We start from the raw sequence: 13079 nt of genomic DNA, 5'->3' as shown, positions 1-13079 counted from the left end.
CTTCAAACAGATGGGATATACTTCCTATTCATGCAAGAGCAGACAGAATACTACTGTGAGGTTTTTAGCCCGTGCCTCTATTTTACTTTTCATTTGTCGGCTATAATACGTAGTTGTTTGTTGTTCAATGCAAGGAGTTGTGCTGTGCGCTTTAGCCTACAGGATGTCAAAAAATCGATTCACCGCCGTGGGGCTGAATTTGTGGTGGCGCTGCATTTTCTACAGCCCGGAGAGCTACACGCAGAAATTGGACGGCTGATCGATTACCACGAGCGCTTATTGGGTGAGCCACAGCGCGAGTTCTCGCTGGATGAAGCGCGTTCATATGTTGGCGATTATCGGCTCGCCTATTGCCTGCTCGCTACTTTGAGCAACTGGTACGAATGGCGTTCGCGCGCCTGGGCGGAGGTTGTGCAGGAATTTCAGGCCGCACTTGATGTCTCGCTTGTCTCTTCCGCGGCGCAATTGCGTCTGCTGCTCTATGATTACGTTAATGAGCAATATGCGGGCTTCCTTGCTGAGGAGACGCGGGAGGCGGCCTTACAGGCCTTTGCTGAGCGTATAGAGCTCAATAAGAAGCAGCTAGAATATCTCTTAAGCCTCGATAGCGATGAGGAGGCTTTGCTGACGCGTAACGCTGCACAGCCACCAGAGCCACAGGAAGTGGCCACGCTGTATAATCAGTGGGTATTTGAGGCAGCTTTGTTTAATGCCTCGAACGTCCATTTTGTCGTGGATTGTGCCGCGTTTGGCCAACCGGTAAGCACGGAGGGAAGGCAAGGCCTGACTCCGGCCCTTGGTGTGGGCAATACGATCAAGCGCCTCTGTTTTCTGGCGCGCAAGCTTGGCGTCTATTATGACCTGGCCTATGAAGAGGGCTCCGTCCAGACCCAGTTACTTGCACCTTTGCTCTCCCTGACCCTCTATGGACCGCAGGAAGTCACAGGCGCTCCTCAACAGTATGGTCTGAGATTGGCCCGGCTCTGCCGTACCTTGTTGGGCTATGGCGCGCCGTTGGGCCAGAGCAGGAAGAGGGCCGCCAGTGCGCTCTCGACGGCGGTAGTTGCCGCCGAGGCAACAGTTCACTTCTTGCAGCGCGCCTATACCTTTCCGATGGATGCGGCCCTCCTGCAATTGCTGCCGTCCGTGAGCGTCTCGGGAGCGGCGGAGGAGCGCAGTAAGGTGGATGCAGCCGCGCTCTTTGATAGCAGCATTGAACAAGCCTTTGCCGAAGCCTTTACGGCTCTGGCCGGGAGCCGAGGGGTTGATGGCTGGCTTTTGGAGCGTGAGCCGGAGCCCTTGTTGCTTGCCGATAGCATCTTTATTCCCGATTTTGCTTTTACGCGCGGGCAGCGCCGCATCTATATGGAAATCCTTGGCTTCTGGACGCCTGCCTATCGCGAGCGCAAGATCCAGAAATTGCAGCAGCTGCAGGATCGCGATGATCTCGTGCTGGCGATTCCCAAAGAGGCTGTCGCGGCCTTCAAGAGTATCGCCGCGCATTTTCCTATAGTCGAATATGATGGACAACTCTCAGTTACCGAGGTGTTACGCGTGCTGCGTAGCCGCTATGATAATTTTGCTGAACGCTTGCAACTGATTGAGCCTGAGCAGGTGCGTGAGCGGGTAAAGCGCTCGGGATTGCTCAGTGAGGAAATCTGCTATGAGCTGCTGCATTGCTATCGCCGTTCGGAGCTGCCTGTAGCGGCTGAGCGCGTTGTGGGTGATGCCGTGGCCTTTGTGCAGGGGTTGGGGCTCTATACACAGGAATGGATGGCCCAGTTGCAGTATGCCTTGCTGGCCTGGCTGCAGCCGCAGCGCTCGGCCTCGCTCACGGTCGTGCTGCAGGAGCTCAGGACACGCTGGCCCGAGCTGGCGGGCTGCGATGATGCAGCCCTGGAAACCTTGCTGAGCCTGTGGCCAGCTATCTCTATCCGGCGCGATTCTATCTTTGAGGCGCGGGTAGAGCTCAACACTGAGACGGAAGGCGCGGACGCTGAGCAGGGAGAAGCCGAGGTTGAGCATGCGATTGCTCATGTGAAGGAGACCAGGAAGAAGGCAACTCGCGAGCGGCGCGCAACTCCTAAAAAGGTGGCCAGCCAGGAAAGCGAGACGGTACAGGGCAACCTGTGGGGCTAAGAGATGTGACAAGATCGGCTTGACGCGCTCCCGGCTGATGCTTGTTAGTATCACGTCCCCAAATGTAGATCTTGACTGCTGTTCGCTATCAACGCGCGGGAAGGCGCGAAAAGAGCTTCATTAGTTAGCAAATTGACAGCTCAATCCATCTTATGATACGCTCTACGCCATACTCTCATGGAGTTTGACCTGTGGACTAACATTCTGCCTGTTCACCTCTGTTTATTCGTTTGGAGAGCTACCTCTTCATATAATGTGTAGCTTTTCCTCAATGGCAAAGGAGATAAACTTATCATGCCTGCATTTTCCATTTTTTCAACACAAAAGGAGATGTTTATGAAACTAAGCAAAGCAAAGCAAAGGATCATACTTAGTGACAACAATCAACATAGGAATTGTCGCGCACGTAGACGCTGGAAAGACCACTCTGACAGAGCGCATACTCTATGAAACTCATGTTATCGCTGAAATTGGCCGGGTAGATCAGGGCACTACTCAGACCGATTCGCTGGATCTCGAAAAAAGACGAGGCATCACGATCAAAGCCTCTGTCGTCTCTTTCTTCGTCAACACCCTGAAAATTAATCTCATTGATACCCCTGGACACGCTGACTTTCTCGCCGAAGTCGAGCGCGCTCTCTGCGTTCTCGATGGCGCGATTCTTTTGATCTCTGCTGTCGAAGGGATTCAGGCGCAAACCTCCATTCTGCTCTCAGCTCTCAGAAAGCTTCATATTCCTACCATCATCTTCATTAACAAAATCGACCGTAGTGGCGCTCAGTCTGATGCTCTGCTCAAGCGCATCAAAGAAAAGCTCACCGAGCATATCATCCCTCTCAACATGGTCGAACATATCGGAACGAAGCAGGCTTGTGTTGTCCCACACGATCTGCAAGATCCCGACTTTCTGCAAGGCTGTATCGAGCAACTTACCCTTTACGATGAGCAGTTGCTTGCCGCCTATGTGGAGGACGGGGCCATCACCGAAGAATGGGTCCGCACCACGCTCATGCAGCAAGCGAGACAAGCCAGGTTCTATCCAGTTATGTTTGGCTCTGCTTTCACTGGTGTAGGGGTGAAAGAACTGCTAGACGCTCTCGGGAGCTACTTTCCCTCCAATACGGGCCTACGAGAAGCTCCCTTATCGGGCGTTGTCTTTAAACTGGAAAAAGAGCCGATGGGCGAAAAAATTGCCTATGTCCGCGTGTTTGCAGGCAGTATGTGCGTAAGAGCTGATATACACCTGCAAAGGTACAAGCCTGACGGCGAGAACGAGACGTTCACTGGCAAGATCCAGAAGCTGCATCTGTTTTGGGAAGGAAAAACTGTGCAGACGCAAACGGTGGCCGCTGGCGAGTTTTGCAAGGTCTGGGGATGGAAAGATGCGAAGATCGGCGATGTGGTTGGCTCGTGGTCCGAGCATCTCAAAACACTCCATTTCGCGACTCCCAGGTATGAGACTCGTATTGAAGCTGTACACAGTGAACAAGGATTTCAGCTTTCTCAAGCTCTGCTGGAACTGGCAGAGGAAGATCCGTTGATCTCTGTGCTCAAGGATAATGTTCACCAGAGCATCTATCTCCGCATTTTTGGTGAGGTCCAAAAAGAAGTAGTCGAGATGACGCTCAAGGAAAGCTATGGCCTGGAAGTCAGGTTTTCGAAAACTAGCGTTGTTTGTATTGAAAAGCCTGTAGGGACAGGGCATGCTCTGGCAGTCCTGGGCGCGGAAGATAATCCCTTTATAGCAACCGTGGGCTTTCTGGTTGAGCCTGGGCCGCTAGGGAGCGGGCTGACCTATCGCAGTGTCCCCGGCGCTCTGCCTCTGTCCTATTACCGCGCGATTGAGGAAACGTTACGCGCTACTCTCACTCAGGGTTTGTATGGTTGGGAAGTGACCGATATCGTGGTCACACTTACCCACAGGGGCTTTGATCGGCAGGCGGGCTCGACGGCCAGCGAGTTCAGAAACCTGGTGCCGCTGATCTTGATGGAGGCGCTTTCTCAAGCTGGTACGGCTGTCTATGAGCCGATCAATCAGTTTGAGCTAAGCGTTCCTGTTCAGGCGATCAGCACAGCTCTGTTCAAGCTGTCCCTGTTGGGTGCTGCCTACGAGCAACCTACCCTGCGGCACGATACTTTTTTTGTAACCGGTACTCTGCCGGTGATAACATCCGAAACTTTTAGGAGAGAGCTTGCTTCTTTTACGGGAGGTGAGGGCGTTTTTCTAACTCAAGAAGCTGGCTTTCGCAAAATAGAGGGAGCGTATCCCACAAGAAAGCGTATGGATTACAATCCACTAAATCGCCAGGAGTACCTGCTCCATATCCATCACCTCTGTTAGAGAGGAAGCGCCATCTTCCTGGGGAAGTTCATGGGAGTCTGGTAAGAAGCGTTCTGCCAGGCTCTCCTCTTTTCGCCTATTGCCCCTACTCATGAGCAGAGCGAAGCAAAGATTGAGCGCGAGAAGAAGACTGTAAGAGTGGAGAATCCTTGCGGATGAAGCGAAAGGCATCTATCGAGCGTTCAGCGTTGAAATCGTCACGCTTGATGAGGCGCAACTTCCCAGGCACATTGCTGGAATGATAGCCTTCCTTGACCCATCGCTCGTTACCTCCTTCGGCTTCCCGCCTCAATTGCTCGCCTGAACAGGGCAACCTCTGGGGCTAAGGCGTATTGGCAAGAGAAGAGCCGCGTGGTGAAGACGGGCTCCTCTCCTGCTATGCTGAAATCAGCTTAGCCTGAGCTAGCCTGCACAAGCGTTGGCATGGGTCGGGCTTTGCCACAGATGGCAAGCAAATCCTGGGTGCGAAAGGGCTTGCCCAGGTAAGCGCTAGCCCCAGCCAGCCGCCCCTTGAGCCGATCAATGAGCCCACAGTTGCGCGAGATCATCACGATGGTGATGTGCTTGTAGCTGGGGTGGGCTTTGAGATAACGGGCGATGGCGTAGCCGTTCATGCGCGGCAAAACCAGATCGAGAAACAGGACGCTGGGAAGCTGACCTTGCGGGCTGGCGAGCCAACGAATGGCTTTATAGCCATCGGGGAAGGCAACCACGATATGTCCTTCCCTCATAAGGGTATAGCCGATGATTTTGCGCACTACCGGAGAATCATCAATGACCATGATCAGCTGACTCATGCTCCCCGGGCTCCTTCCCCTCATTGATCCAGGCACAGGCTTCCATCTGCAACTCTTGAATGATATCGAGCATTTCCCAGACGATCATCACCGCCTGGCGCAGCTCGCGGTTGGAAATAGCGCGCTGGAAGCGGGCGAAGTTGAGGATCATATGGATCTGCATCGCTTGCCAATGCTCCCAGGTGAAGGCGGTAAAGGGAACGTCGTAGTCCTGATCTTCCTGTGGGTTCCAGGCGCGGCGCAAAGCAGCGACAATGCGGGCGCGTAGGGGATTGTACTCCTCACTCATCCAACTCGTTCCTCCTTGATACACAAACAACATTACAAACACAACACTGTAAACACAACAACAGAGCAAACTTTGACTGCTCATTGGATAGAATTTATCCGATGAAGAGAGTATAGCATGATTTTATCACTTTTTTAAATGGATAAAATTGAGTATTAATACTAAAGGAATAAAATTTTTAGACTTTGTTTATGCAAGAAGATCTAGAGTTTCCAAAGATGCCAGGATACTTTACGATCAAAGAAGCGGCGCAAATCCTGGGAATTTCTGGTAACAGGGTGTATACCTATATTGAGGAAGGCCGCTTGCCTGCGGTGCGCTCTGCGCATATCTTCATGATTGCTAAGCAGGATGTCTATAACTTCAAACCCAGCACTTCTGGTCGCCCTCGAAAGCGTAGCCCGGACTGGCATAAATCTCTCCAAGAAAATCAGTTAATTGTCAAAAATATTACCGTTAAATTGCGTCCTGGCCAGGAAGAGCGCTTACAAGAGAAGCTTGATGAGATCAGGCTGAAAAAAGAACATATTTTCCCGGGAAGCGTATCGCGCTACGTGGCCAGAAGCCAGACGGCGCCCGATCATGTTGAAATTGAGCTGATGTGGAGAATAAATCGGCTACCGAATGAGGCCGAATTGGAAAGGCAGCTAGAAGCGTTTCGCCAGCAATTGGCCGATGTGCTGGACTGGCAGACGGCGCAATACAAGACTAGCGAAGTCTTGATCCATACTTAAGCGGGCTATGACAGAAGGGTGTTTTAGGTTGTGCGTGTGTATGAAGAACTAGACCTTCCGAAGATACCGGGCTATTTGACGATCAAAGAGGCGGCACAAATCCTGGGAATTTCTGGTAACAGGGTGTACACCTATATTGAGGAAGGCCGCTTGCCTGCGGTGCGCTCAGGGCATGCCATCATGATTGCTAAGCAGGATGTCTATAACTTCAAACCTGGCAACCTGGGGCGTCCACGGCAGCGTAATCCGGCCTGGCGCAAGGCTCTCGACACCAATAAATTTATCGTCAAAAGAATTACTGTGCGCTTGTATCCCGGTCAGGAAGAGCGCTTACAAGAGAAGCTTGATGAAATATGGCAGAACAAAGAACATATTTTCCCGGGAAGCACGTTTCGCTACGTGGCCAGAAGCCAGACAAGGCCCGGACGGATCGAGATCGAACTGCTATGGAGAGTGTGCCATCTGCCGGATGATGCCGAGTTGACAAAGCAATTAGAGGCTTTTCGCCAGCAATTGGCCGATGTGCTGGACTGGCAGACGGCGCAATATGAGACCAGCGAAACATTGCTCCATACTTGAGCGGGCTACTATATGAGTGGCACCTTGCTGATAGAGGTAGGGCTTTGCAGTTCTCAAGAGAATGGATTGTTAAGGGGGCGTCGCGACCTAGCGAATTTGCCCTTAACCGAGGGCACGGGGCGCGAGCCCCGCTAGATCGTGGCGCGGCCCCGATTTTCTCCTCTTTTTTCGTTTTGCGAAGATATTGTACCTTTCTGGCCCATCCGAGAAAGATTCAAGCCGATTATTGCTTGCGTACGGCGGCCAATTCAGAATTGTGCTTTAACCACGCTTCGATGCGCTCAGGGGCGAGGGTCAACGCTTCCTGCAAACGCGCGGCAGCCTGCTCTTGCTGCTTGTGTTGGGCGTAAAAGCTGGCAAGATCGTAGAGGAACCATGCTTTCACCCAGTCCGGCACCTGCGTCTTAACGACGTTATGCGTGCACTGCTCACGAACCTGTATAGCTTGTGGCAGGTTTTGGCGTTCGAGATAATATTGCATGAAATGCTCTTGCAAGTGCTCATAGCCATTGCCCAAGAAGGCAGTATACAGCGGATGTCCTTCGGTAATGACGCTGAAGCGGCTGGCATCCAGCAACTCGGCTTCGCTGAGGCGTTCAGCCAGCTGGATGAGATCGGCGTACACGCGCTCAAAAGCGACGTGAACCTCTTCCCAGGGGCGAAGCCTGTGCTCCTCAAACACGCGCGCGTTCATCTGGTCAACGCTCTCCTCGCGCCGCGACACCTCCTGTTGCTGGAGGATGGCAGCCACCTTCAGGATGAGATTCTGTCGAATGCAGTAAGTCATATGTGCCAAGTGATCTTTAGCCGACCAGAAATCAGGTTTTCCCACTGCCGTTCGTTCGCGCTCGTCAAGCGCCTGCATAAACGCTTTGGAGGAGCGCTGGCTCTGTTGCAAGAGGTCGAGAATGCTGGTCTTGATTGGCTCTGCAGTCATAGAGCTTCCTTTCATCTCATGCAAATCTCACAATAGCAGTTTAGCAGAAAACGCTCTATAAGTCTGTAATCTGCTTGACTGATCTCTTCCGCGCATCCAGGTATAGTACTCCTGAAATATTGTTCTTCTCTTCAACACACGTCTCTCTTGGGAAAGGAGTCTCTACCTATGGATCTCATTCTTGTTCGTCACGGAGAATGTGGCACCAGTTCAACTGATGACATGCTTACGGCCAGAGGTGAATGGCAGGCACAGCGCATAGGGCAAAGCTTGGCAAATGAACCGGTGACGGCGCTGCTGAGCAGTCCACTCCTGCGAGCATTGGGGACGGCAAGCATCATTGCGCAGCGCCTTGGAAATTGTCAGGTTGAGGTGTGGACAGAGCTTCGTGAAGGATTTGATGGTTCGCATAGGGGATGTGGAAGCCTGGAATTGCGCCGGCACTTCCCGCTTGCCGTCCTGCCGCCCACAATTGCGCCGGATGGTTGGGAGCACGGAGGGGATACGCAAGAGAGCATGTTTGAGCGCTGCCGGCAGATCCTACACGCCTTGCGTCAACGTTTTAAGCCAACCGACACTATAGTTGTAGTGACGCATGGAGGAATGCTTACCTATCTCTTCCATGTTTTGCTTCAGGTCTCGCCACGTACGCCAAGCTGGTTTGAAATCAACTATGCTGCGCTAAATCGAGTTCGCTTAGTCCCGGATGAACAACAGAAAGCATATCTTCCACTTTACCCGCGCATGGCTGTAGAAATCCTGAGCATCAATGATATTTCACACCTCAGTTAAGGAGCTCCGAAAAATGTGATTAAGAGGTCGATTTGTTGGGCAAGAGAGCCGAGTGGTAAAGGACCTCGAAATAGGTTCTGACAAAAAGCCAGGGCCACTTCAAGGAGAAGTCAGCAATGGTGTAAATATATTGGAGCAGCATCTCGTCTTTTGCGTGCAACGAGCATACTGGCTCCAGTACTCGAACCAATCAACTGCTCGAAGCACGCACGATGAGATGTGGCTCTTGTGGATGAGTCAGCAGTCTCGATCAGCGATGACGAGAGCGCTTGGCCACCCGGTCGAGGATGCTGAACACGGCAGCCTGGACCACTTCCGGGCGCTGGGCATAGAGGTGGTGCCCAGCATCTTGTAGCACGCGATGCTCGCCTTGCGGCACGGAGTTGACCAGGGCCGTGTGTTCCGTGAGCTTGATCTGGTTGACGGCATGCTTCTCTTCATCAGAGCCCCCCGGTTCGGGGTCGATCTGCATGCCGGTGAGAACGATGAGAGGAACATCGGGCAGGATTGGCCCGTTGGCGACTTCCTCCTGAATACGTGGTGTGTTCTGCAGTTCGCGAAAGCCGACAATGGCACGGTCTCTGTGACGGGCAATGAGCGGGTCACGTATCTCCTGGGGCAGCTTCTCCCATTGGGCATACAGGACCGGATACCACTCACGCAAGATGTTGGGATTGCGCCGCAGCTCTTCGAGCATCGCCAGTACGACAGCCTCAGCACCCTCCTGGAGTGGCCGAGGCATATGTTCCGTGGCGGGGTCGATGAGGACCAAGCCCACCACATCATCCGGGAAGTGCTGGGCGAAAGCTCGCACCAACAGCCCACCCCCGGAATGGCCGACGAGCAGGTATGGACCTTCAATACCTGCCAGACCCAGAACGTTGTGGAGATCGGTCACGATCTCTCGCGCAGCGCGCGAGCCATCCACCGGGTCACTCCACCCGCTGCCAGCACGGTCGTAGAGCACGCAGGTCGTGCGTTTCGCGCACAGCTCGAAAATGTTGAGATAATCCAATCCGAACTGGCCGGCGCCCGCTTCGATCACCACCGCAGGCGTGCCCGTTCCCGCGTGGTGCAGATAGATGCGGCGACCGCCACCCACATCATAGCGTTCACCCAGCGGCGGGGCGTCATGAAAAGAAGTTGACATCAGTCTTGTTTCCCTTTCCGTTTTTCCTTGCCTCGACTCTCGACATTCCCGCACATCGACGAGGTGACAGTGAGGCGTGATGTTCTGTTGCCTTATCGCCGTTTTTGGCGATGGCCTTACGCACTTTTTTGCGTCTTGTGGGGTTCCAAAGGAGTAGAAGAGAGCGTTGCGCATCATGATCGGATGGCGGCCAGCACGTGCAGCGTTTGCGGGTGAACCATGATGGTCAGGGTTTCGGATCTTCCCAGATCGAGCAGGCGAAAGCGGATCGCCTCCGATCCTCAGCAAAGGCAGGAAAGCTCTCACGCCTGGCGTGCAAGAAGGCCAGATTGTAGTGACGAAATTTCGTCAGGGTCTTTTCCGTCCCAATCCAGAAGAGCCCCTGCCCAAGGCGGGCCAGCCTTCATGGGGCCTCCGCTTTGGCGAGGTTGCGATCCCCTCGTTTGTCATCCTCCATGCCTGCCTCGGCAATGAACAGTTTCCTTGATGTGAGTGTGCCAACGATATCGGGGAGATAAGTATGGGGTTTCCCTTCAAAGTGTAACCGATGGTAAAGGGGACATCTATCACCTTATTTACCAATGGGCACTCTGCAAGCCAGATCGTCCTATCTTTCACGCGGTCACGCTCCTTTCGAGCCTCCCATAACTATACAATATGGGCATGTGACAGACCGCATGCCTTTCACGAAATGGCCAAATTTCCCGGTAATGATGTAGGGTTTTGCTGCTATCTTGCGACTGGTGAGTAGAAAGAAAGGAGATGGCTTAACGCCTTGATCTTATGGATGATGCACGTTCGTTTCCACCAGACGACCAGGGAGAAATATTAGATGCCACTAAAGTTGGCCAACAGCCTGAACAACCGGCGGTGATTAGTAATCTGGAGGAAGTATTGGCGACCGCTCGACCCCGTTTACTACGGATTGCCAGGATGCAAGGAGTCGCACCTGATGCCATCGATGATGTTGTGCAGGAGACACTTGTGGAGGCCTGGCAACATCTTGATAAACTGCGGACTCCAGAGCGCTTTCATGCCTGGCTTGACGGGATTTGCCGCAATGTCTGCTTACGCTGGTCCTCTACTCAGAAAAAATACTTGCTGCGGCGAGCAATCTTGCCCGATCCTTTTGCCGAAAAGCTCAATGGGCCTGGTTCCTCTTTGGAAGAGGATCTACCCGATCCCAAGGCCCTTGATCCCGCCGAAGAATTGAGTCAGCAAGAGCTTCCAATTCTGCTTGGCCAGGCTTTGGACTACCTCCCAGGAGTTACGCGAGAGATCGTAGAGCTATACTATCTCGCTGGAATTCCTCAGCGTGTCATTGCAGCCCGCTTAAGCCTGACCCTTAAAGCATTGGAAGTGCGATTAGTGCGTGCCCGCCGCCAACTGCGCCACATATTGAGTAACCAGTTGCGGGCTGATGCTGAAGCCTTTGGACTTATCCTTGATCAAGACACCAGAGGCGCCATCAAGCCAGAGAAGCGATACATCGGCTATTTTCTTGTAGAAGGTGAGAACAATCAAATGAACAGCATAGATCATTTCGACAGGTTTACCAGGGAGTCCCAGGTAGTGATAGAAATGGCCCAGAAAGAGGCTCAGTACTTTGGGCACAATGCTCTTGGTAGTGAGCATATCTTGCTAGGTTTGATTCATGAAGGCAAAAGTGTTGCCGCAAGAGTCCTGGTGGGGCTTGGAATAACATTGGAGAAGGTTCGTCAGGCGGTAGAGGAGGCGAAAGGGCGTGGCACCCAAAGCGGCTCGGGTGAGATGGGATTAACAGCACACGCCAACATAGTGATTGAGATGGTGATGAAAGAGGCTGAGCGCCAGTTTCCTGCCCGCTCCACCAAACCAGAGGAACGGTTAATCGGATCGATCTATATTTCGGAGGAGGCTGCGGAGAAGATCCTGCAAGAAAAGAAGGTGCCAGACGATTGGAAGGCGCTGGGCATAACCCTTACGCAGATCCGTAAGGCTGTTTCTGAGGCCAGGGGTAGGGGGGTCGAACTCCTCTATGATCAGACATCGGCAACGAATACGCCGACCAAGCAGTCGAAGCGCCGAAGCCATCCACTCTTCAGTATCACTACAGAGAATCTATTGCTGGGATTGATCAAGGTACCAGAGTGCACAGCAGTCAAGATCTTGCAAGAGTTGGGGGCGCCTCTCAAGGACTTTGGTTCGCTGGTGTTCCTGGAACGGGCGACGACCTTGCAGATAGCCAGGCAGGAATATACTCAAAAGTTCACAAGACAAGCTAGGAAGGCATGGGAACTGGCGCACGAAGAATCGCGCCGCCTGCAGGATAGCTTTGTTGGGGCCGGTCATCTATTGCTAGGGTTGGTAGCTGAAGGCAGCGGCGCTGCCGCCACAGCGTTGGCTGAAATGGGGGTTGAGCTCTCTCAGATACGCGAGAAGGTAAAGCCAGATTATCAAGCTGGCAACTGGAATGTGGCGGGGAGTATCAAACTCCAACCCAGATTGAAACACATCATTGTGCTTGCCTCGAATGAAGCTCGACGATACAACCATCACTCTCTAGGAACAGGCCATCTGCTGCTCGCTCTCTTACGTGACGAGGGGATGGCGACCGGTTACCTGGAATTGCTGGGGGTAGATCTTGACAAACTGCGAATAGCTCTCGGGAATGTGCAAAGCGAGGAATTGAGCTCGCCTGAGCAAGGGCGTGAAGAAGTGGCTGATCCAATCAGTGGGGAAGGCGTCTATGCGTACGACGCTTCTATCTCCTCAATAGAGAGAGGCTTGCAGAGTCGGGAGCTGGATAAGATTATGCTGGCTATCTATCCATTCACGCTAGAAGCTCGAAGTGTGCTGGAGAATGCGCGGAGTGCCGCCCAGAGCAGTGCCCAGGTAGGCCCGGAGCATCTGCTGCTAGCATTAGTCTCTTTAACCTTCAGTCATGAGGGACCAGTTAGCAAGGTGTTTAAGGGCCTGGGAATAGCCTATGCCCGAGTGCAAGCAGCAGTTGAGGACAGATTGGGGTGGGGAGTGAAGATGGCAACGGTGGTTCTGGTACACAGCGCCCAGTGTAGGGCCTGCCTGTTGTTAGCTGCCGATGAAGCCGAGCGGAGAGATGGCTCGGGAGCTCCCATCAAGAGCGAGCATCTGTTGCTTGGTTTGCTGCGTGAGGAGAAGGGAATAGTTGCCGATCTGCTGGGCGATATTGGCACAAGTGTGAGGGAAGTGCGCACAAATTTGCTCGAAGCTCTAGGAGATGCAAGCCCTGAAGGAACAAGTGAATCAGAAAACTGACAAACGGGAAGGAAGGCGTCTCAACCGGCACAAAACATCACCAGG

At 53.1% G+C, this 13079-nt stretch carries 11 protein-coding genes; 7 read left to right on the top strand and 4 right to left on the bottom strand.

The features are described from left to right. The first annotated feature begins 144 nt into the window (after positions 1–144). Both EPA93_RS26075 and EPA93_RS26070 read left to right on the top strand, forming a co-directional pair. A complete protein-coding gene (locus EPA93_RS26075; protein WP_165423398.1) occupies positions 145–2139 on the top strand; it encodes a DUF790 family protein in 1995 nt (664 codons plus the stop codon). A 373-nt stretch (positions 2140–2512) separates the two neighbouring features. Beyond that, the gene (locus tag EPA93_RS26070) at positions 2513–4480 is read left to right on the top strand and encodes an elongation factor G (RefSeq protein WP_129890316.1); all 1968 of its coding nucleotides are present in this window, start codon (positions 2513–2515) and stop codon (positions 4478–4480) included. A 392-nt stretch (positions 4481–4872) separates the two neighbouring features. Here EPA93_RS26070 and EPA93_RS26065 read toward each other — a convergent pair whose 3' ends face one another. Together EPA93_RS26065 and EPA93_RS26060 are read right to left on the bottom strand one after the other, a co-directional pair. Beyond that, positions 4873–5277, bottom strand: coding sequence for a response regulator (locus EPA93_RS26065; RefSeq protein ID WP_129890315.1), 405 nt, complete (start codon positions 5275–5277; stop codon positions 4873–4875). Further along, entirely contained in the window at positions 5252–5566 is a 315-nt protein-coding gene (locus tag EPA93_RS26060) for a hypothetical protein (RefSeq protein WP_129890314.1), read from the bottom strand. The genes EPA93_RS26065 and EPA93_RS26060 overlap by 26 nt, the downstream gene beginning before the upstream one ends. 218 nt (positions 5567–5784) lie before the next feature. On the opposite strand from EPA93_RS26060, the gene EPA93_RS26055 reads away from it, so the two are divergent. Further along, complete coding sequence (locus EPA93_RS26055) at positions 5785–6300, top strand: helix-turn-helix domain-containing protein (RefSeq protein WP_165423397.1); 516 nt, start codon at positions 5785–5787, stop codon at positions 6298–6300. Between the two features lie 30 nt (positions 6301–6330). Beyond that, a complete protein-coding gene (locus tag EPA93_RS26050) occupies positions 6331–6879 on the top strand; it encodes a helix-turn-helix domain-containing protein (RefSeq protein WP_129890312.1) in 549 nt (182 codons plus the stop codon). Positions 6880–7102: 223 nt separating this feature from the next. Here the strand turns inward: EPA93_RS26050 and EPA93_RS26045 are convergent, their stop codons facing one another. Further along, the gene (locus EPA93_RS26045; RefSeq protein WP_165423396.1) at positions 7103–7816 is read right to left on the bottom strand and encodes a ClbS/DfsB family four-helix bundle protein; all 714 of its coding nucleotides are present in this window, start codon (positions 7814–7816) and stop codon (positions 7103–7105) included. 168 nt (positions 7817–7984) lie between these two features. Between EPA93_RS26045 and EPA93_RS26040 the strand changes: the two genes are divergently transcribed. Further along, positions 7985–8608, top strand: a complete 624-nt coding sequence (locus EPA93_RS26040) for a histidine phosphatase family protein (protein WP_129890310.1) — start codon at positions 7985–7987, stop codon at positions 8606–8608. A gap of 250 nt (positions 8609–8858) precedes the next feature. On the opposite strand, the gene EPA93_RS26035 is transcribed toward EPA93_RS26040, so the two are convergent. Beyond that, positions 8859–9758: an alpha/beta fold hydrolase gene (locus tag EPA93_RS26035; RefSeq protein WP_165423395.1), complete on the bottom strand. Its 900-nt coding sequence runs from the start codon at positions 9756–9758 to the stop codon at positions 8859–8861. Between the two features lie 334 nt (positions 9759–10092). Between EPA93_RS26035 and EPA93_RS48580 the strand changes: the two genes are divergently transcribed. Together EPA93_RS48580 and EPA93_RS26030 are read left to right on the top strand one after the other, a co-directional pair. Beyond that, on the top strand, positions 10093–10245 hold the full coding sequence (locus EPA93_RS48580) for a hypothetical protein (RefSeq protein ID WP_165423394.1): 153 nt from the start codon (positions 10093–10095) through the stop codon (positions 10243–10245). Positions 10246–10541: 296 nt separating this feature from the next. After that, positions 10542–13034, top strand: coding sequence for an RNA polymerase sigma factor (locus EPA93_RS26030; RefSeq protein ID WP_129890308.1), 2493 nt, complete (start codon positions 10542–10544; stop codon positions 13032–13034). The last annotated feature ends 45 nt before the right edge of the window (positions 13035–13079 follow it).

Source organism: Ktedonosporobacter rubrisoli, assembly GCF_004208415.1.
GTDB lineage: Bacteria > Chloroflexota > Ktedonobacteria > Ktedonobacterales > Ktedonobacteraceae > Ktedonosporobacter > Ktedonosporobacter rubrisoli.
The sequence above is the reverse complement of the archived record's forward strand: the minus strand, read 5'-3'. Positions and strand labels throughout refer to the sequence as shown.